The sequence below is a fragment of the Sphingobacterium sp. UBA7855 genome (genome assembly GCA_002500745.1).
Taxonomy (GTDB): domain Bacteria; phylum Bacteroidota; class Bacteroidia; order Sphingobacteriales; family Sphingobacteriaceae; genus Sphingobacterium.
The window spans coordinates 369,213-390,124 of sequence record DLST01000020.1; the positions used below are offsets into that span (position 1 = coordinate 369,213).

A 20,912-nucleotide genomic window follows, 5' to 3' on the forward strand; every position below is an offset into this window, starting at 1 on the left:
CCCTTTTTAGTTGTAATTTAAAACCTTTCTCAACAACTTAATATAAGCATTTGCAATTCTTTCCATCCCTTCATCATTTGGATGCGCGTAGTCAACCGTAGAGTTCAGATCCAAATTAAGCTCTTGACTCGATAACAGAAAAAGCTGGCGAACTCCTTTTGACCTTAATTTGTTGAAAGTAGCTTTCAATACGCGGCTGCTTTGCTGATATTCAGCATTTTTATCTTCATTAAAGACCTGTTCAATATTTCCAGAACTGTGTTGTGTCAAAATAATAGGCGTCTCAGGATGTTCTTTTTTTAAAAACGTTACCGCATAAACCAACAAAGAATCCAGCTGCTTTTCTGTTAAAGACTTCGAAATAGCGAGATTCGGAATACAATCCAGTACATAACAGGCTGCGTCCACGCTATTCATTACATTCAAAATCGGCTTTTCCAGTCGGCCATTACCCGAGAAGCACAAGTTGATTACCTCGTGCTCAAACGCACGTCCTACTTGATTGGTCCAAGCCAAACCTGGCCGGCTGGTACAGGCCCCCTGGCCAATTGATGTTCCATAGACGACAATTGGCTTTTTTGGAGTAGTATGCGTATAGGAGAATTTAGCTGTGCTTGGAACACCGATTCTTAACCACTTAACTGTATTATATAATGGAAGATATAAGCGATAATTAAACTTTTCATTACGACCAATATTCTTCCATTTATAAGAGACAGTGTCCGAAAAATCATAGTTACCATACGCCCATTTCCATTGCTTTTTTGCTGTATCAAAAGCGTAAAGATCGACGCCGCTGACAGCAGTTGTTGGCATGTGTGGCATATTAAGCTCGCCCTCCACCTGATACTGAACAGTAATTTCGGGAGCAGATGTCTGAAAATCGATATAGAAACCCGCACTATTTTTACCAAGTTCCCATACAGGTTTACGTACTTGACTTTCCAATTCATCCGGAAGTCGGTTAAAGGCAGAGAGTTTACGATTCGCCAATCTACCCTGTACATGCCCATCTTCAAGTGGTGAAAACCAACGATAATTCTCTTGCGATTTGATAGCAGAAAAAGATAACAGTAAGTATACTGTCAACACTATTCTTGAGAACATACAATAATGAGTTTTAAGTTTGATCCAATTGATTATTAAAAAAGGAGCCTTTTGGCTCCCTTTTGTTGCGATTTATTTATTATACTATAAAATAGCTTGTCTAACTCGTATCAGTTTTTCCATCAAACCTTCAAGCAAATCCAAATGCAACATATTCGCTCCATCAGACTTCGCATTTGCTGGATCGGGATGGGTTTCGATGAATAGACCGTCAGCTCCTACTGCAATTGCAGCTTTTGCTATTGTTTCAATTAAAGCTGGCTTCCCTCCTGTTACACCAGACGTCTGATTGGGCTGTTGCAAAGAGTGTGTGCAGTCCATTATTGTAGGCACATTAAAATCACGCATTTCCGGAATTCCGCGATAATCTACAATAAGATCCTGATAACCAAATGTGTTGCCACGATCAGTTAAAAAAACCTTTTCATTGCCTGATTCCAAAATTTTATCGACTGCGAATTTCATGGACCCGGCACTCAAAAATTGTCCTTTTTTGACATTAACGACCTTATTTGTTTTTGCCGCAGCAACTAACAAATCAGTTTGCCGGCATAAAAAAGCTGGAATTTGAAGAACATCAACATATGCAGCAGCCATTTCTGCCTCATGGCTTTCATGAATATCCGTCACCGTCGGAATCCCAAAGGTATTACCAACCTTTTCCAAAATTTTCAATGCCTTTTCATCACCAATACCCATGAAGGAATCTAGGCGAGATCGATTGGCCTTACGATAAGACCCCTTAAAAATGTAAGGAATATGAAGTTTATCTGTAATAGTAACAATCTTTTCAGCGATACGCAAAGCGATTTCTTCTCCTTCAATCGCACAAGGCCCCGCCATTAAAAAGAAATTCTGCGATGTTCCGTTCTTAATTTCAGGAATGTATTTGTTAATCATATCATTATAAATAATTAATTGCCAAGCTCTGATAAAAATTTTATCCGCATCAATTGGAGATCCTCATAGCTATAGTCATCGCCTCCAAGTTCTTTCAATGCATTATTAATTGAATCAGTCTCCGCCGTCTTAAAATAGTCATACACCTCATCCTGACGATCCTCATCAATAATCTCGTCAATAAAATAATTGATATTTATTTTGGTACCCGCATTTACGATGGTCTCAATTTCCTTCAATATTTCCTCATAAGTAATGCCCTTAGCTGAAGCAATATCATCCAAAGCTATTTTACGATCAATATTTTGAATGATAGATACCTTTAACGCGGATTTATTCGCTGTACTCTTAATGACAAGATCCACAGGTCTGTCAATTTCATTCTCCTCCACGTACGCTTTAATCAACGCAATAAAGGGCGGCCCAAATTTAATCGCTTTGCCATTTCCTACACCTTGAATCTGTTTCAATTCATCTATGCTAATCGGATAATGTGTACACATCTCTTCGAGCGAAGGATCCTGAAAAATGACAAAAGGAGGTAAAGCTTTTCCCTTTGCTATTTTCTTCCGCAGGTCTTTCAACATGCCCAGCAAAACCGTGTCTAATGCCCCTGTACCATGCCCCGCATCGTCCGAACTTGTTTGGTCACCACCTTCTATTGGACGATTTAAGACAAATTTTAGTTGATAAGGATTGGCTATATAATGCCTACCAATATCTGTCAATTTTAAAAGACCATAATGATCAATATCTTTTTCAATAAAATTATCGAGAACAGCCTGTCTAACCAAAGATTTCCAATAGATAACGCCTTTGTCTTTCCCCTTTCCAAATAAGCGATGCTCATCATGCTTATAGGAAGACACCGGTTGATTATTTTGTCCCATCATTACGTTGATCACGTGATGATCATCAAACTTCTCTCCCTGCTCCTGAATGAATCCAAGTACATCACGCAATGACTCCTCCGCCTCAAAATATTCCTTCGCGGAGCGGCAGTTATCGCACATGTTATTACACCCCTGTTCATCAAAATTTTCTCCGAAATAATGAAGGATCTGTTTACGACGACAAACAGCAGACTCGGAATAATCGATAACTTCTTTTAAGATCTGTGTACCAATCTCCCGTTCAGCCACAGGTTTATCTTTCATAAACTTAGTGAGTTTCTCTACGTCCTTTTCGGAGTAAAAAGCCAAACAGTAACCATCCCCCCCATCACGTCCAGCACGCCCAGTTTCCTGATAATATCCTTCCATAGATTTAGGGATATCGTGATGAATCACATAGCGAACATCCGGTTTGTCAATTCCCATACCGAAAGCAATTGTAGCCACAATCACTTCAACGTCCTCCATCAGAAATTTATCCTGTGTATCCGCTCTGGTTTTAGCATCTAAGCCCGCATGGTAAGGTAAAGCTTTAATCCCATTTAAGTTTAAAACCTCGCTAATCTCCTCCACTTTCTTACGGCTTAAGCAGTAGACGATGCCTGTTTTTCCAGATTTTGTTTTAATAAAACGAACAATCTCTTTAACGACATCTTTTTTGGGCCTTACCTCATAATATAAATTACTGCGATTAAATGATGATTTAAACAAAACAGCATCATTCATCTGTAAATTTTTACGAATATCCGACTGCACCTTTGGGGTAGCGGTAGCGGTAAGTGCAATAATCGGAATATTGGGCCCTATTTCATTAATTACCTGGCGAATTTTACGATATTCTGGTCTGAAATCGTGCCCCCATTCCGAAATACAATGCGCTTCATCAACAGCAACAAAAGATACTTTTATCTGATGTAAAAACTCCAAATTTTCTTGCTTGGCAAGCGATTCAGGAGCAACATACAGCAACTTAGTTTTTCCAGCAACTACATCATCCTTAACCCTTGTAATCTCACTCTTATTTAAAGAAGAATTCAAAAAATGAGCGATACTGTCTTCGCCACCGAATGCACGAAGTTGATCTACTTGGTTTTTCATTAAAGCTATCAGCGGCGAGATCACAATTGCAGTCCCTTCACTCATGAGTGCAGGAAGTTGGTAGCAAATTGATTTCCCTCCCCCGGTAGGCATAATTACAAACGTGTCTCTTCGCTGAAGGATACTCGTTATAATAGCCTCTTGATCTCCTTTAAAAGTATCAAAACCAAAAAAATCTTGTAAATTGTCGAAAAGTGATTTTTCTATTTCCATTGCGCCTTGGGCAAAAATAAGATAGATAAATGAAGAAATAATCTTGAAAAATAATCTATTTTTGCAATCTATTCTAATATATAAAAGTAAGAGTATTTTTTGTGAAAAACAACTACGAAATAAAAAATATAGCTATTCAAGCTATTCAAGAAGAAGCCAAAGCAGTAGCTGCCTTAGCCCAATATATTGATGATGATTTTGTTACCATTGTTAATCGCATATTAAATCTACAAGGAAGGGTTGTCGTTACTGGGATTGGCAAAAGTGCTATTATTGCACAGAAGATAGTAGCGACCCTAAATTCGACTGGAACGCCATCAATCTTCATGCATGCAGCTGATGCTATTCATGGCGATCTCGGAATCATCCAGCAAAATGATTTAATTATTGCCATCTCAAAAAGTGGCAATACACCCGAGATTAAAGTACTGGTTCCCTTTTTAAAGCAAACAAAGAATGTATTGATTGCTTTGGTCGGAAATACAGCATCCTATTTGGCAAAAAATGCCGACTACATCTTGAACACCACGGTCGAAAAAGAAGCGTGCCCCAACAATCTGGCCCCCACCTCGAGTACAACGGCGCAATTAGCCATGGGTGATGCACTTGCTGTCGTATTACAGGAATGCCGCGATTTCACAGACAGAGATTTCGCGAAATATCATCCTGGCGGAGCATTAGGCAAAAAATTGTATTTAAGAGTGGGCGATCTGTCTGATCAGAATGGAAAACCTAGCGTCCAACAGCAGGCCACTGTCAGCGATATTATCATTACCATTACACAATTTAGACTGGGTGCAGTAGCTGTACTGGACGGTGACCGTATCATTGGCATTATCACCGATGGCGATATAAGACGCATGTTAGAAAAACACACCGATCTCGGAAGTGTAACAGCCGGAGATATTATGGGAAAATCACCCAAAATCATCGATAAAAATGAACTCGCGGCAAATGCCCTTCATATTATGCGCGAAAATAACATCACGCAACTATTGGTATCCGACAAAAATGATTATGACGGCATTATTCACATTCAGGACCTACTTAAAGAGGGTATAATATAACTGTAATAAAGTTGTTAGATAGGAGATTAATAGGCAATAAATACTACATTTGGCATATCAGTTGTTCTATTTTAATCATAAAGTAATATCTTAGAAGCATGAAAAAGTATATAACAATTTTAGCAGTGATCATTTCCTTTATCGGTTTCTCGTCTATGCAGGCCGGCCAAGGGGAATTTAAATTCGAAAAAGAAACCCACGATTTTGGAAAAATACCGGCAGGCACACCCGTTTCGTATAATTTCAAATTTTCAAATACTGGTAATGAGCCAATTATTATTTCAAACGTTGTCCCAACGTGTGGTTGTTCAGTAGCAGAATTCACAAAAACCCCAATTAAACCGGGTGAAAGCGGCACCATCAAAGTGACCTATAATGCAGCTGCCAAAGCTCCATTCACAAAGAGCTTTACCGTGCAATCGAATACCAAGACTCCTGTAAAAACCCTCTACATTAAGGGTATAGTGGAATAATAACATTGGAAATATAAAACAAAAAAAGCCACATCATGATGTGGCTTTTTTTGTTTTATTTTGGTTAAATTTGCACGACTAATTTTAAAAAAACTATAATGCCAGTACTATCAGAAAAAGGGCTTAATATGCCTGCGTCACCAATCAGAAAACTGACGCCGTATGCTGATCAAGCAAAAAAAGAAGGTAAGAAGATATACCACCTTAATATCGGACAGCCTGATATCCAGACGCCTGAAGTTATGCTCAATGCTTTGAAAAATATAGAGTTCAAAGTTTGGGCCTATACGCCATCTGAAGGTACTGCTTCCTATCGGAAAAAATTAGCTGAATATTATAATAAACTAAATTATAATATCGAGCCTACAGATATATTAGTAACAAACGGTGGTTCGGAAGCCATTACAATTGCAATGCAGGCCTGCTTGAATGAAGGCGAAGAAATTATTATTCCAGAACCATTCTACGCAAATTATAACGGTTTTGCCTGCTCCTCAGATGTAGTGATTAAACCCATCATGTCATACATTGAAAACGGATTTGCCCTCCCTTCTATCGCTGAGTTTGAAAAAGTAATTACGCCCAAAACCAAAGCGATCTGTATCTGCAACCCCAATAACCCGACGGGTTATCTTTATTCGAGAGCAGAATTAGAGGCTTTACGCGAGCTTTGCTTAAAATATGACCTTTACCTATTCTCGGATGAAGCTTATCGCGAATTCTGCTATGACGGTAGAGAGTTTATTTCTCCAATGCATTTAGAAGGGCTCGAAAACAATGTTGTTATCTTCGATACGGTATCAAAACGTTACTCTGCATGCGGTGCCCGCATTGGATGTATCATCACAAAAAATAAAGAATTATACCAAACCGCACTTAAATTTGCTCAAGCTCGCTTAAGCCCTTCTTTGGAAGGACAGATTGCAGGCGAAGCAGCTGTCGATACACCCGACAGCTATTTTGAAGCGGTGTCGAAGGAATATACAGCGCGCAGAGATACCCTCGTGAAAGGACTTAATGCCATTGAAGGGGTCTATTGCCCAAATCCTGGAGGAGCATTTTACGTCGTCGCCAAACTACCAATTGACCATGCAGACAGATTTTGCCAATGGATGCTGGAAGAATTTTCGTATAACAATGAAACAGTCATGATGGCTCCAGCTACGGGTTTCTACAGCACAGCGGAAGCTGGTATAAATGAAGTGAGACTCGCCTACGTACTGAATCAAGGTGATCTTAATAATGCCCTAATTTGTTTAGAAAAAGCACTTGAAGTTTATCCAGGACGAACAAATTAATAAGGAATCGAAGCAGTTAGGAAAGGCGGACCAGTTATGGTTCGCCTTTTTCTTTAACCATATATCCATTACTTTAAAACAATGCTCGGTATCCTTTTTTAAAAAAAACAAAACAAATTTTTAAAGCACCTTGTTCTTATCATAGTAACTAAAAGATATTGCATATGGATAAATTGAAGAAATTCCAATTGATGGAAAAAATAGCAAGAGAGTTAGAAGATGTCCGGAATAGTCAACAAGCTGTTTTAGAAAAAATAGGCAAAATCGAAGTTGATAACATCGAACTGGGCGACAAGAATATTGAAAAGACAATTCCCGATATCTATCAACGTACAGCAGATAATTCGGATGCTATCAAAGCTCTTCTGGAATCATTTCAAGAACAAACAGAGGAATTTGGAGAAAAAAATAATGTGGGTAAGTTATTAGAACAACAACAAATTAATAGTGTGAAATAGTTAACCTCAAAACACTGATAAGAAAATAAGCGGGGGAGATTGATCAATCTCTCCCGCTTATTTGTATTTATGCTTGAGTTTTTGCGGCCCTCGCTTTCAAATATTCTTCTTCAACAAATTGCAATTGCTGTTCAGGCGTTAAATTGGAATTGTCCAATACAATTGCATCATCTGCTTGCCGTAATGGACTTTCAGCCCGTGTACTGTCGATTCGGTCACGTGTCGCTAAATTTTCAACGACTTCTTCTAATGTTACATCTTCCCCTTTTTCGGTTAATTCAAGGTAACGCCTCGCCGCCCGAACTTTAGGATCAGCAGTCATAAATATCTTGAGATCAGCATCGGGAAAAACGGTGGTCCCTATATCCCGGCCATCCATAATAATGTTCCTTCTGCTTCCCAGCTTTTGCTGTTGCGCAACCATGGCTACGCGAACGGCTTTAATTGCGCTCACATCGCTCACTTTATCCGAAATATACATCTGACGAATCTCTTCAGAGATATCCTCTTCATTTAAATGAATTTCCGTTTTTACTGCATTGGGTATAAAGTCAATATGAATATCTTTCAGCGCACTTTCAATAGTCTCTTGATCATCCAGGTCAATGTTATGACGGATAAAATAGAGCGTAACGGCTCTATACATTGCACCGCTGTCAATAAATGCAAATTTCAGTTTTTTCGCTAAAGATTTGGCTAATGTGCTTTTACCACACGATGAAAATCCGTCTATTGCGATAATGAAATTGTGACGCCCGCTCATTAATCGTTTCCTCCTATAATTACACCTGGCTTATTCACCAAAGGAACTTTCGTCAGGTTGCCATCTACTATGCTTTCAGGCAAGAAAATGTATTTCTTATCGTAAATGATGTTGTCAATGTAGAAACTCACCCAATATTCGTTTGTCAGACCGAAAACCTGTTCGTCTATTGCTTCCACACGATCGAAAGATTTAGCGGCTATATTTCCTATAAAATGACGTAAAGTAGTGGTAGCAACCTGACGTCCATCCTTTTCGCCATAGCCTTTTGAGCTGATCAACACATTCTGAATCGCTATGTTCTTATCATTAATGACATAAACTGTCCAGTTTTTTGTCTCTACGGTCTCGCCTTCCAGAACGACGGCGATCATAATGTCTTTGACAATATTTTCAGGCAAATCTGCTTTCATCCTTATTTAGACTTTGTAGTTTTCTTAGCTGGAGCCTTCTTAGCTGGAGCCTTTTTAGCTACGCTTTTCTTTTCTGTTGCTTTTGCTTTAACGGCTTTACCTTTTGGTGCATCAGCCTCAGCCCATTTCAACACATCAGCATACGTTATTTTGTCAATCTCAGTCCCTTTAGGGATTTTCAGGTTTTGCTTACCAAATCGAATGAATGGTCCCCATCGGCCCTGTTCAATTTGAGCTTCCTCATTTTCATCAAATACGCGAATGACTTTTTCTATATCTTTTTGACGCTTGTCTTTAATGATCTGTATTGCCTCTTCCTCAGTAACGTCCAAAGGATCCAATCCTTTCGGTATAGAATAAAATGCCGAATTGTGGCGGATATAAGGTCCAAATCGACCCACCGCAACCGTCATTTCCTTCTCTTCAAATAAACCGACTTTTTTAGGCAATTTAAAGAGCTCCATGGCGTCCTCGAAAGTAATGGTTTCGATCATCTGCCCTTTACGTAAAGAAGCAAAGCGGGGCTTCTCCTCGTCATCCGGAGAACCAATCTGTACCAATGGGCCAAACTTACCGATGCGAACTGAAACGGGTTTTCCCGAAACCGGATCGATGCCAAGCTCTCGCTCGTTATTCGCACGATCAGCATTTTCTAAAGTATCCTCTACCTCAGAATGAAAGGGTCCATAGAAATCATGCAACATTTTTGTCCATTCCGTCAAACCATGCGCAATATCATCAAACTCCTTTTCGACATTCGCGGTAAAGTGAAAATCTACAATACCATTGAAATGTTCAACCAAAAAATCATTCACCACAACGCCGATATCTGTTGGAAACATTTTTCCTTTCTCAGCGCCCGTAATTTCGGTTTTTGTGACTGCCGTTAATTCAGCATCCTTCAATGTCAATACTCGGTAATCACGTGACTTACCTTCACGCTCTTCTTTTACGACATAACCGCGATTTTGAATTGTGGAAATAGTAGGTGCATATGTTGAAGGACGACCAATTCCTAATTCCTCTAATTTTTTCACCAAAGCGGCTTCTGTATATCGTGCAGGAGGCCTTGTAAACCGCTCCGTTGCCGACATACTTTTCAAAGTCAATGGTTGACCGGTAGTTAACGGTGGAAGGATAGCATTATCACTATCTTCATCCAAAGCACTTTCCTGATCGTCATCCAAAGATTCCATATAAACTTTTAAAAATCCATCAAACTTCATCACCTCCCCTGAAGCGCTTAAGTCTTCTGAACGTGTCGATATGGCAATCTTTGCCAAAGTACGTTCAAACTCAGCCTCACTCATTTGTGATGCGATCGCTCTTTTCCAAATAAGTTCGTACAACCGCTTTTCAGAAGCATCCCCATCGATGGTATGCTCAGAAAAATACGTCGGACGGATAGCTTCGTGCGCCTCCTGTGCACCTGATGTCTTCGTTTTATATTTTCTGACCTTATGATATTGGTCGCCATAAGCAGATTTAATCTCTTTTTCAGCCGCTTCAATTGCCGTATCGCTTAAATTAACAGAATCGGTACGCATATAGGTAATTCGTCCCGATTCATATAGCCTTTGAGCGACCTGCATCGTGCGCGCCACAGAAAACCCAAGTTTTCTACTGGCTTCCTGTTGTAATGTTGACGTTGTAAACGGAGCCGAGGGCGAACGTTTGGCAGGTTTTGTTTCTAAATTTTTAACAGAAAACAGAGCTGATTTACAATCTTCCAAAAACTTGGTAGCCTCCGCTTCCGTAGCAAAACGCTGTGGAAGCTCAGCTTTGAAACTATCTTTAACTTTTCCAGTATGAAAGAACGCTACAATCTTAAAGGCAGCCTCTGGCTCAAATTTATTGATCTCACGTTCACGATCAACGATTAAACGGACGGCAACAGATTGTACTCGTCCTGCAGACAATGAAGGTTTAACTTTCTTCCAAAGGACAGGAGATAACTCGAAACCAACCAACCGATCCAACACGCGTCGAGCCTGCTGAGCGTTAACAAGATTATAGTCTATTTTACGCGGATTGTCAATAGCTTTCAGAATAGCTGGCTTCGTAATTTCATGAAAAACAATCCTTTTCGTGCTCTCATCTTTCAATCCTAACGTCTCAAATAAATGCCATGAAATCGCTTCTCCTTCGCGGTCCTCATCGGACGCTAGCCAAACAGTTTCAGCAGCTTTAGCCAATTTCTTCAGCTCACTGACAACAGCCTTTTTATCGGACGGAACTTCATACTTTTGTTCGAAATTATTTTCAGTATTAATCGCATCATCGGTTTTCACCAAGTCGCGAATATGTCCATAACTCGACTTAACCAAAAAATCCTTTCCTAAATATCCTTCTATCGTTTTCGCTTTCGCTGGAGACTCAACTATCAATAAATTTTTCGCCATCTAATTTGAGATTTGTGCAAATAAAGGCAATTCTAAAAGGAATGGCAATAATTTATTGCAAAAAAGACAAAAAAAATAGATTTCTTAGCCATAATCGACAAATCCCGCTGAAAGCAAAACACATAAAAAATAAGATATATCTGTATATTTGCATCTTCGAAAGGGCAATACAACAACCTTCCCTATTTTTTTAAATATGATCGACAATGAAAAGTAGTTTTCTCAGATTTGCCATTTTGGGCACGTTATTACCATTTGTGTCTTGTTCAGCCAGAAAAGAATCTGTAAAAGCAAATTCAGGCAATTTCCCTAAACTGAGTTTGGAAGCCCATCGTGGGGGCCGAGGACTCTATCCTGAAGAGTCTATCGCTGCAATGAAAAATGCAATAAACATTGACAAAGTGACCACGTTAGAAATGGATTGCCATATCACCAAAGATCGCAAAGTGATCGTTTTTCATGATGACTATCTCAATCCCCAATTTGTACTGAAACCCAACGGTGCCGAAATTTCAGAAAAGGATAAATCGCTAAAGGTTTATAACATGCTCTATCGTGATTTGATTAAATATGATATTGGATCTAAATTTTATAAAGCCTTTCCGCAGCAGAAAAAACAAGTTACACGTATCGCAAAACTGTCGGATCTTATTGATAGTACGGAAGCATATGCTCAACACAAAAGAAACACTCCGATGTTCTACAACATTGAGGTTAAAAGTAAAGACGGTCAAGACGGCATATTGCATCCTCGCGTAGAAGAGTTTGTCGACCTTATCATTCAGGTTATCACCGACAAGAAAATCGCAGCAAGGACTATCATTCAGTCATTTGACAGCAGGGCAATTAAATACCTACACAAGGCTTACCCTCAGATCAGGGTGTCCTACCTCATAAATGGAAACGAACGTAAAGATGTCCACCAAACAATTACGGAGCTCGGTTTTACACCCTATAGTATAAGCCCGCAGTATAAAATCGTGACAAACGATTATATTAAGCAATGTCATAAGGCTGGCATTAAAGTAATTCCTTGGACGGTCAATACCAAAGAAGAAATAGAGCAATTAAAAACGATGAAAGTGGATGGCATCATCAGCGATTATCCCAATTTGTTTTAATAAACAGATCGAATCCTCATAAAAAATAATACGAAAATTGAGCGCTCGATGATTTTCACAGAGAAGCAACGTCCGGATCAAAATTCATTAGATCCGGACGTTGTTTCTTTTAGTGCCTGCTCTATATAATCCTTACCTTTTTGAACCAAAAATTCAGTCCGATGATAATCCCATAGATTACAGATATTATAAGGTATATCAACAACTACGTCCGGGCGATATAAGTCGACTATCATCTGACTCATTTTCCTGCGCATCACATAGTAAGACGCCTGCAGAATATCCAATGAATTCGACGTCTTCGGATCGAGTTTTTTGATGGCAGAATATTGTTTGTCTGGTTTCGACTCAAGGTTAACCGCAATGATCAAGTTTTCTTTCCTTGTCACATGATTTATGGGTAAGGGATTTAAAACACCACCGTCAACGTACACATGCTTGTTTTCCTCCACCGCCGTAAACACTGCCGGAATGGCGATAGAAGCGCGAATAGCATCATACATGCTCCCAAAATCCAGTACGACTTCCTTTTCGTAATTGAGATCCGTAGCCACAGCTTTGAACAAAATTGGAAATGTCTCTATATTACCATCAGGGATGACGGACTTTAATGCGTTAAACACCTTTACCCCTTTCATCATGCCCAACCCTCTCCAACTAAAATCCATCATGTTAAAGACCGACTTCTTGGTTAAGCGAAGCATCCAATCTTCTAAAAGATCCATCTTTCCCTGCGCATAAATCCCGCCAACGAGTGCACCTATAGAACACCCTACGACCTCATTTATTTCAAAACCCAACTCTTCCAACCGTCTGATAATGCCAATATGTACCAGTCCTCTTGCACCACCGCCGCCCAGGACGAGTGTAACTTTACGATTCAAAAAAGATTGCTCCAACATCGATAAACATTAAATAATAATCTGTTGACATTCCAAAAACAATTTAAACAAATTATCATCGTGATTATATGTATTTTTGATTACAATATACGCAGTAAAAAAAGAAATATGAAAATAGAAATTTGGTCGGACATCATTTGTCCATTTTGTTATATTGGTCTGACAAAGCTCGAAATGGCACTTCAGGAATCCGCAAATAAGCCAGCGGCTGAAATTATCTGGAAATCTTATCAGCTTAACCCCGACTATCCCGAAGATGCACCAGCAATACCCACTTATGACTATCTCGTACAAACGAAAGGAATGAGCATGGATGATGTGGTTGCAATGACATCACAACTCAGCGCACAGGGAAGGGAGCTGGGAATTGCCCTGAATTTTGACAAAGCAGTTGTCGTAAATACACGAAAAGCGCATCGCCTGATCCATTTTGCCCAAGGCTACCAAAAAGGTACACCAATTAAGAAAGCGTTGTTTAAAGCGCATTTCACAGACGGCCGAAATATTAACGACAACCAGATTCTTACGCATATTGCGACTCAATACGAACTTCCTGCTCATGCCATTAAAAACTTGCTCGAATCAGACGATTTTGCTTACGATGTTGCGCAAGATATCCAAGAAGGCGTTAACCTTGGCCTGCGGGGAGTTCCATTCTTTGTATTCGACCGCAAATATGCTATCCCCGGAGCACAGCCCATGGAAGTTTTTCATAATACCATAAAGGAATGCTTAGCAAGCCAATCTGCTCCGCTGCAACAGAGAGGTGAAGAAGGCCCTTCATGTGATCCTGAAACAGGAAAATGTGAATAAAGAAAGAAAAAAATCTTGTTTAATTTTACTATTTTCGCAAGCTTATAACGACAAACAAATTTGGTATAAATGCAGTTAACCAAACTAGAAATTAAAGGATTTAAGAGTTTCGGAGATAAAATCACGATCAACTTCAATGACGGTGTCACAGCGATTGTTGGCCCCAATGGCTGTGGGAAATCAAACGTGGTCGATGCAATACGCTGGGTACTCGGAGAGCAAAGTACGAAAATGCTGCGCTCAGATAAAATGGAAAATATTATTTTCAACGGGACAAAAAATAGAAAGCCCGCAAATCTTGCAGAAGTATCGCTGACCTTCAATAATAACAATAATATTTTACCAACTGAATTCTCCACAGTTACTGTCACCCGAAAATTATTCCGAAACGGCGATAGCGAATATCGGTTGAATGATGTGAAATGTCGTTTAAAAGATATTACTGATTTGTTTTTGGATACTGGTGTCGGCGCCGATAGCTATTCCATTATTGAATTGAAAATGATTGATGAGATCATCAATAATAAGGATAACTCTCGACGAAACTTATTTGAAGAAGCATCCGGAATTTCAAAATATAAAGTACGTAAAAAACAGACCCTAGCGAAATTAAGAGATACAGAAGCCGATCTTAGTCGTGTCGACGACCTACTTTTTGAGATTACAAAGAACCTCAAGTCTTTAGAAAATCAAGCTAAAAAAGCAGAGAAATACACCTTACTCAAATCAGAATACCGACAGAGCAGTATCGATCTGGCCTATTATAAAATCGCAGATTTCTCGACAGAACTAGAACGGCTTCAGACACAAGAATCCAACGTCCAGAAAGATGCACAAAATGTACAACAGAATATCCTGCATGCGGAAAATGACCTTCAATCACTCCGTCAAACAAACTTAGAGCAGGAAAAAAATCTATCTGTACAGCAGAAAACTACACAGGAATTCATAAATAAGATTCGTGGTTACGAATCTGAAAAAAAGATCAAAAACGAAAAGGTTAAAAATCTCCAAGATAAAGAAAATCGTCTAAGCATTGATATAAACAGCGACAAACAACAACTTAATCACGTCGTTTATACCATTAAGCGATTAAACGAAGAGTTATTTGACGAACAAAATAAACTGGACGGATTAAAAAGCAACCTGGAGTCGAATAAATTAGAAGTTGAAGAACTGAGAGGACAGCAACAATCTGCAAAAGGAAAGCTTGATATTTTTAATAAAAGTAACGCCGATTTACAAGCAAAGATCTATAAATTGGAAAAAGATCTTGCCGTATTTACGATACAGAAAGAGGCTCTTTTACAAGAACTAATTCGCAATAGTGAAGATACCGAAGCGAAAGAAAAAGAATTACAACAGTTCAATTCCGCTGTCGTAGAACTGGAAGGTCGTGTAGAAGCACAGCAATTACAGTACGATTCGGCAAATCAACTGGAAGAAGAGCTCCAGGAGCAAATCAGTCAATGTCAAGCAAACTTAGAAGAGTTCAAAGCCCAACTTGCCAAAGATCTTCGTCTGGTAGATGCCAAGCAAAACGAATATAATCTGACAAAATCTCTGGTTGACAATTTGGAAGGTTTTCCAGAATCCATCCGCTTTTTGAAGAAAAATGCAGGCTGGAAAAAACAACCACCGCTGCTTTCAGATGTATTGTTTTGTCAGGAAGATTACCGAGTCGCTATCGAGAATTACCTTGAACCTATTATGAACCATTATGTTGTCGATACACAACAGGATGCTGTTCAAGCCATTCAGCTACTAAGCGACGCCGCAAAAGGACGCGCAAATTTCTTTGTTTTAGATGCAATAACGACAACTCCTACCCCACCTCCTGTACCGAATAATAATTTAATGTCGGCCTTGGATGTGATTACCGTAGACGAAAAATACAAGTCTTTGTGCACCTTACTACTCCAGCAGGTTTTCATCCTTAAACAGGAGCATGAAAAAGATCTGGATGAGAAACTTCCCGAATCAGGACAGGTAATTTTGCAAAAAAACGGACGTTATGCAAAACATCATTTGGGTATGTCAGGGGGATCTGTAGGACTGTTTGAAGGTAAACGTATTGGTAGAGCTAAAAACCTAGAAGTATTATCCCAAGAGATCAAGACAATCAACCAAGAAATTGGAAAACTTGAAAATAAGATAACGGCCGAAACAGCTCGTCTAGAAACCTTACGCGGCAATTCTCAAAAAGAGCTGATCAATGAGTTGCGCTTTCAGTTCAATCGGCTTAATAATGAGTTAATTACTGTCAAAACAAAGCAAGAGCAATATCAAACGTTCATCAACAACTCCCAAACACGCAAAAGAGATATTGAAGAGAAAGTTACTGCTATCGAGTCGAATTTAAAAATTGCTGAGCCCCAAATCCAAGAGTTACGGCTAGAAAAGGAACAGAGCGTTATCGAGTTAGCGCTACTGCAAGACCAATTTCATGAAATCTCTGAAATACTCAACGAAGAATCGACCAGATATAATCAAGAGAATATTGCTTATCACCAACAGCTAAACAAAGTTTCGAATATCGCCAAAGATTTGGAATTTAGAGAAACACAAAAAGACGATCACGAGATCCGTATCGAAAAGAATAGTGCAGAACTGGTTGAAGTGCAAGAAGCATTACGTACCACTATTCCTTTTGAAGACGATGAAGATCAAGATCTTATCGCGATGTACGAGCAGAAGATTGCCTTAGAGGATGGACTGAAAGAATTGGAAGACAGCTATTATGCCGATAAGGAAAAAATTAATAATCTGGAAGATTCGTTAACGCAATTACGCCGTTCAAAAGAACAAAGCGATTTCCTTGTTTCCGAAATTAAAGATAAAAAAACAAGCCTTCAAATTGACCTGAATGCGTTAAAAGAACGCCTTTCCGTCGAATTTAACATTGAACTTAAAGACTTAATCGATCGAGAAGATATTCCTCAGCTTACAGAAGACCAAGCTACACTGACGGCCAAATGCAGTAAACTCAAGAAGCAGCTAGACGAATTCGGTACCATCAACCTGATGGCCAAAGAGGCTTTCGATGAGATGAACGAACGTTATGATTTCATCAATAAAGAAAAAGCAGATTTGATCGAAGCAAAAGGCTCTTTGATGGCGACCATCAAGGAAATTGACGACACCGCTAAAGTGCAGTTCATGTTTACATTCGATGCAGTAAGAAATAACTTTGTCAAAGTATTCCGTTCGTTATTTAACGAAGAAGATAGCTGTGATCTGATCTTGACAGACCCAAACAATCCTTTGGATTCAGACATCGATATTATCGCTAGACCAAAAGGGAAAAGACCATTGTCTATAAATCAGCTATCGGGTGGGGAGAAAACATTGACTTCAACAGCCTTACTGTTCTCACTATATCTTTCTAAGCCAGCGCCATTTTGTATATTCGATGAGGTGGATGCGCCTTTGGATGATACCAACATTGATAAATTCAACAATATTATACGGGATTTTTCTAAAAATTCCCAATTTATAGTGGTCTCGCACAATAAGAAAACAATCGCAAGCACAGATATCATTTATGGGGTCACCATGGTAGAACAAGGTGTATCGCGCGTAGTGGCTGTGGATCTACGTGAAGTGGCCTGACAACGCAAAACAATAGCTAAAAGAATAGCCGAGACTATAAATCTTGGCTATTGTTTTTTTAATCAATCTTCAACTCCAGTACCATCCCTCATCTATTTGAAAGAAGCATAATGCAATACCTCGATATATTCAACAATCTTATCTTGCGGCGATTGATAAGTTATAGATTAAAATAGAAAGCCCAGAGCGGGGAACTCTGAGCTTTCGTTAGCCATATATTAACCTATTTATGAAAAGTATTTGTAGTAAAAACGCTACTTTTCTCTAATCATTATGTCCACCACATCCGTTTAACATTTTTTAACAGTTAGAGCATTCACAACATAGCGTAAACACTACGTCTCCAATAATCCGCCTAATGGCTAGAATACAATAAAGCTCGAAGTGGGGAACTCCGAGCTAACCTAACCAATTATTAACCTAAATTTATGAAAAGTCTAATCTAAGTGAACATCCATTTGGTGTTCTGATTAAGAAACGTAATCTGCCTAGATATTAGTATTAGAAACATAAGTTTTATTTGAAATTTGACATTTTTTAACAATTCAATAAGTAACTTTAATAAAAACGATCGCTTAAATAAATATTTTATGGCAGAATACGATTTAAATGAACTTCAAAAGATCCACGAAAACAAAGATGTTTTAAATTACTTGGAGCAACAGGGCATTCTTGAAATAAAAAAGTTCAACGATGTTTACGATTATGAAAAAGAGCTTTATGAACTACAGGTCAAGTTGTTGAAGCTCCAATACGAAATCATTGAAAAAGGGAAGCGGGTGCTCATTATTTTTGAAGGTAGGGACGCCGCTGGCAAAGGCGGCACAATAGGTCGCGTAGCCCAATATTTAAATCCTAAAAAGGTCCGTATTGTCGCTTTACCGAAACCAACCGATGAAGAATCTGGACAGTGGTATTTTCAACGCTATATCAAGCAGCTTCCTAATTCCGGAGAAATTGTCATCTTCGATAGAAGCTGGTATAACCGTGCAGTAGTGGAACCCGTATTTGGATTCTGCAGCAAAGAACAACATGAATTATTTATGAGTCAGGTTCCAGAATTTGAAAAACAATTAATTGAGGACGGTATCATTGTCATCAAGTTATTTCTGAGCATCAGCAAAGAAGAACAGGCCGAAAGATTAAAAGAGCGTCAGGAAGATATACTCAAGCGATGGAAAATAGGAACGCTCGACCAACAGGCACAGGAAAAATGGGATATTTCCACAAATTATATTGAAAACCTCTTTAAGAAAACAGGATCAAAAAAATCACCCTGGTTTGAAATTGTTAAAGACAATAAGAAAAAAGCACGATTGGCAGCTTTCAAGCTTATCATTAATGCCCTTGTCGGAAGCGAGCAGGAGCAAATAGATTCCTTCGTTAAAAAACACGATTAAAGATTTTCAGCCCCACAAAAAAATTCGTACAACAAAAAGAGAGATCCCATGTTTACTCTTTCTGTTGTACGAATGCAAAATGAATTAAACGAAGACAGTGGGCTCAATTTTAGGGCCTGCCTCAAGAACGCTCGCTGGCATTTCGTTATTAAATTTTTCAAAGTTTGCTATGAATAGTTTCGCCAAGCGTTTTGCCTGCATATCATAGGCCTCATCGTTATTCCATAAGCCCCGGGCATCCATGATTTGTTCGGGAACATACGCTCCGCAACTGGTGGGATAATCTAACCCAAAGATATCGTGTCTATTAAATTGAGATTCTAATAATGAACCATCCATTGCGGCGCGGATTAACGCTCTGGTATAGGCAAGTTTAATCCGCCGTCCTATTCCGTAAGGACCTGCAATCCAGCCCGTATTCACTAACCAGACTTTAATATTACGATTCTGTTCTAGTTTTGAGCGAAGCAACGCCGCATATTTCCCGGGATGCAGCGGTAAAAATGCCTGTCCAAAGCAAGTTGAAAATGCGGCCATAGGTTCCTTCACCCCCACCTCTGTACCCGCAACCTTAGCAGTATAGCCACTTACAAAATGATAGACAGCCTGGTCGGTAGACAACAATGAAATTGGCGGAAGTACACCAAAAGCATCCGCTGTCAAGAAAAAAATATGAGCCGGCTCATTGCCTATACCGCTTATTTCAGCATTTTCCATGAAGTCAATTGGATAAGACACGCGCGTATTCTCGGTTTTACTGATGTCATTGTAATCAGGTTTATCCTGATCATCCAAAATCACGTTTTCCAACAGCGAACCAAAACGAATGGCATGATAGATCTCCGGTTCTTTATCGGCTGTTAGACCAACACATTTGGCATAACAACCACCTTCAAAATTGAAAACTCCCCGTTCACTCCACCCATGCTCATCGTCTCCAATTAACCGCCTGTTTTTATCAGCAGACAATGTCGTCTTTCCAGTACCCGAAAGCCCAAAAAACAATGCAGTATCTCCATCGTCGGAAGTATTAGCAGAACAGTGCATAGAAAGGACGTTATGCTCGAATGGTAAAATAAAATTTAAGATGGAAAAAATGCTCTTTTTAATTTCCCCCGTATAACCTGTTCCAGCAATCAATACAATTTTCTTCGTAAAATCAATTGCAACAAAATTTTCGTTAAGGATACCATATGCATGTGGTTCTTTAATCAACAAGGTCGGAGCAGCTAAGATAGACCAAGGTGGCCGAACTTCTGGATTAGGCTCCTGACGTAAGAACAAGTTGTTGGCAAATATACTTTGATAAGCTGTCTCTGTAACAACACGGATACCAATTTGATAAATCGGATCAGCACCCGCAGCGCAATCTCTGATGTATATATTTCGCTCAGCCAGGTGCGAGGCTACCAGCGAAAATAGCGCCTCAAAATGATCTGGAGACATCCGTTGATTGATTTCCCCCCACCATATGTTGTCTTTAGTTAAAGAGTCCTCCACCAGGAAGCGGTCCTTGGGCGACCTCCCCGTAAATTTTCCCGTATCAGCGGCAAGCGCTCCTGTATCAGAAAGCCTTCCCTCTTGATTTACCAAAGCATGTTTAACCAATTCAGAAACGGGTAATTGATAAAATACACTCTTCGTGCTATCAATTTTCAAATATTTCAAATCAGGCGCGTTTCCAATGTTACCCTTTTTCATATTTTTTGTTTGTTTTAAAATGTGCTCAAATTTAAAAGCAATTTTCGCTAAAAACAAAACATAATTATCTAAAAATCAAGCTTATTGTACAAAAAACACAAAACCAAAACGCTAACTATCAGTATCTTACGAAGGTAAAAAGAATTGCATTTTTTAGCAATTTTTTTTAGCAACTCAAGTTATGGCCATTAAATAATATAATATATTTTTCGTAAATTGTCCCATCCTTTACAAATATTAATAGGCGTTAAAATTCTAGCTCAAAGGATCCTTGATTA

Annotated in this window: 16 protein-coding genes; 8 read left to right on the forward strand and 8 right to left on the reverse strand. The window is 39.1% G+C overall.

From position 1 onward, the window contains the following. Positions 1-6 precede the first annotated feature (6 nt). The 3 genes from B2107_RS20945 to recQ form a co-directional block, all read right to left on the reverse strand. The gene (locus B2107_RS20945; protein ID WP_293957703.1) at positions 7-1,107 is read right to left on the reverse strand and encodes an SGNH/GDSL hydrolase family protein; all 1,101 of its coding nucleotides are present in this window, start codon (positions 1,105-1,107) and stop codon (positions 7-9) included. An 84-nt stretch (positions 1,108-1,191) separates the two neighbouring features. Continuing rightward, positions 1,192-2,007 (reverse strand): 3-deoxy-8-phosphooctulonate synthase, encoded by an 816-nt coding sequence (gene kdsA, locus B2107_RS20950; RefSeq protein WP_293957704.1) that lies wholly within the window; start codon positions 2,005-2,007, stop codon positions 1,192-1,194. Positions 2,008-2,021: 14 nt separating this feature from the next. Next, positions 2,022-4,211, reverse strand: a complete 2,190-nt coding sequence (gene recQ, locus B2107_RS20955; protein ID WP_293957705.1) for a DNA helicase RecQ — start codon at positions 4,209-4,211, stop codon at positions 2,022-2,024. Positions 4,212-4,312: 101 nt separating this feature from the next. On the opposite strand from recQ, the gene B2107_RS20960 reads away from it, so the two are divergent. The 4 genes from B2107_RS20960 to B2107_RS20975 all read left to right on the forward strand — a co-directional run bounded on the left by B2107_RS20960 (position 4,313) and on the right by B2107_RS20975 (position 7,507). Then, complete coding sequence (locus tag B2107_RS20960; RefSeq protein ID WP_293957706.1) at positions 4,313-5,278, forward strand: KpsF/GutQ family sugar-phosphate isomerase; 966 nt, start codon at positions 4,313-4,315, stop codon at positions 5,276-5,278. Between the two features lie 98 nt (positions 5,279-5,376). Next, positions 5,377-5,751 carry a DUF1573 domain-containing protein gene (locus tag B2107_RS20965; RefSeq protein ID WP_293957707.1) on the forward strand — a complete coding sequence of 125 codons (375 nt, stop codon included), beginning with the start codon at positions 5,377-5,379 and terminating at the stop codon, positions 5,749-5,751. 98 nt (positions 5,752-5,849) lie between these two features. Beyond that, positions 5,850-7,049, forward strand: a complete 1,200-nt coding sequence (locus B2107_RS20970) for a pyridoxal phosphate-dependent aminotransferase (protein WP_293957708.1) — start codon at positions 5,850-5,852, stop codon at positions 7,047-7,049. Positions 7,050-7,213: 164 nt separating this feature from the next. Continuing rightward, positions 7,214-7,507, forward strand: coding sequence for a hypothetical protein (locus B2107_RS20975; protein WP_293957710.1), 294 nt, complete (start codon positions 7,214-7,216; stop codon positions 7,505-7,507). A 67-nt stretch (positions 7,508-7,574) separates the two neighbouring features. On the opposite strand, the gene cmk is transcribed toward B2107_RS20975, so the two are convergent. Genes cmk through topA form a run of 3 tightly spaced genes read right to left on the reverse strand, consistent with a single transcriptional unit; the run spans position 7,575 to position 11,085 of the window. Next, complete coding sequence (gene cmk, locus B2107_RS20980; RefSeq protein WP_293957711.1) at positions 7,575-8,270, reverse strand: (d)CMP kinase; 696 nt, start codon at positions 8,268-8,270, stop codon at positions 7,575-7,577. Next, a complete protein-coding gene (locus tag B2107_RS20985; RefSeq protein ID WP_293957712.1) occupies positions 8,270-8,683 on the reverse strand; it encodes a hypothetical protein in 414 nt (137 codons plus the stop codon). Before B2107_RS20985 ends, cmk begins: the two co-directional genes overlap by 1 nt. A gap of 2 nt (positions 8,684-8,685) precedes the next feature. Further along, entirely contained in the window at positions 8,686-11,085 is a 2,400-nt protein-coding gene (gene topA, locus B2107_RS20990) for a type I DNA topoisomerase (protein ID WP_293957714.1), read from the reverse strand. Between the two features lie 206 nt (positions 11,086-11,291). Here topA and B2107_RS20995 point away from each other — a divergent pair, with 206 nt between their 5' ends. Next, positions 11,292-12,206 (forward strand): glycerophosphodiester phosphodiesterase family protein, encoded by a 915-nt coding sequence (locus B2107_RS20995; RefSeq protein ID WP_293957716.1) that lies wholly within the window; start codon positions 11,292-11,294, stop codon positions 12,204-12,206. A 77-nt stretch (positions 12,207-12,283) separates the two neighbouring features. Here B2107_RS20995 and B2107_RS21000 read toward each other — a convergent pair whose 3' ends face one another. Next, on the reverse strand, positions 12,284-13,108 hold the full coding sequence (locus B2107_RS21000) for a patatin-like phospholipase family protein (protein ID WP_293957717.1): 825 nt from the start codon (positions 13,106-13,108) through the stop codon (positions 12,284-12,286). Between the two features lie 108 nt (positions 13,109-13,216). On the opposite strand from B2107_RS21000, the gene B2107_RS21005 reads away from it, so the two are divergent. The 3 genes from B2107_RS21005 to ppk2 all read left to right on the forward strand — a co-directional run bounded on the left by B2107_RS21005 (position 13,217) and on the right by ppk2 (position 18,933). Next, on the forward strand, positions 13,217-13,921 hold the full coding sequence (locus B2107_RS21005) for a DsbA family oxidoreductase (protein ID WP_293957718.1): 705 nt from the start codon (positions 13,217-13,219) through the stop codon (positions 13,919-13,921). Positions 13,922-13,990: 69 nt separating this feature from the next. Next, on the forward strand, positions 13,991-17,533 hold the full coding sequence (gene smc, locus B2107_RS21010) for a chromosome segregation protein SMC (protein ID WP_293957719.1): 3,543 nt from the start codon (positions 13,991-13,993) through the stop codon (positions 17,531-17,533). A gap of 590 nt (positions 17,534-18,123) precedes the next feature. After that, a complete protein-coding gene (gene ppk2, locus B2107_RS21015) occupies positions 18,124-18,933 on the forward strand; it encodes a polyphosphate kinase 2 (protein WP_293957720.1) in 810 nt (269 codons plus the stop codon). 84 nt (positions 18,934-19,017) lie between these two features. On the opposite strand, the gene pckA is transcribed toward ppk2, so the two are convergent. Further along, on the reverse strand, positions 19,018-20,634 hold the full coding sequence (gene pckA / locus B2107_RS21020; protein WP_293957721.1) for a phosphoenolpyruvate carboxykinase (ATP): 1,617 nt from the start codon (positions 20,632-20,634) through the stop codon (positions 19,018-19,020). Positions 20,635-20,912: the final 278 nt, after the last annotated feature.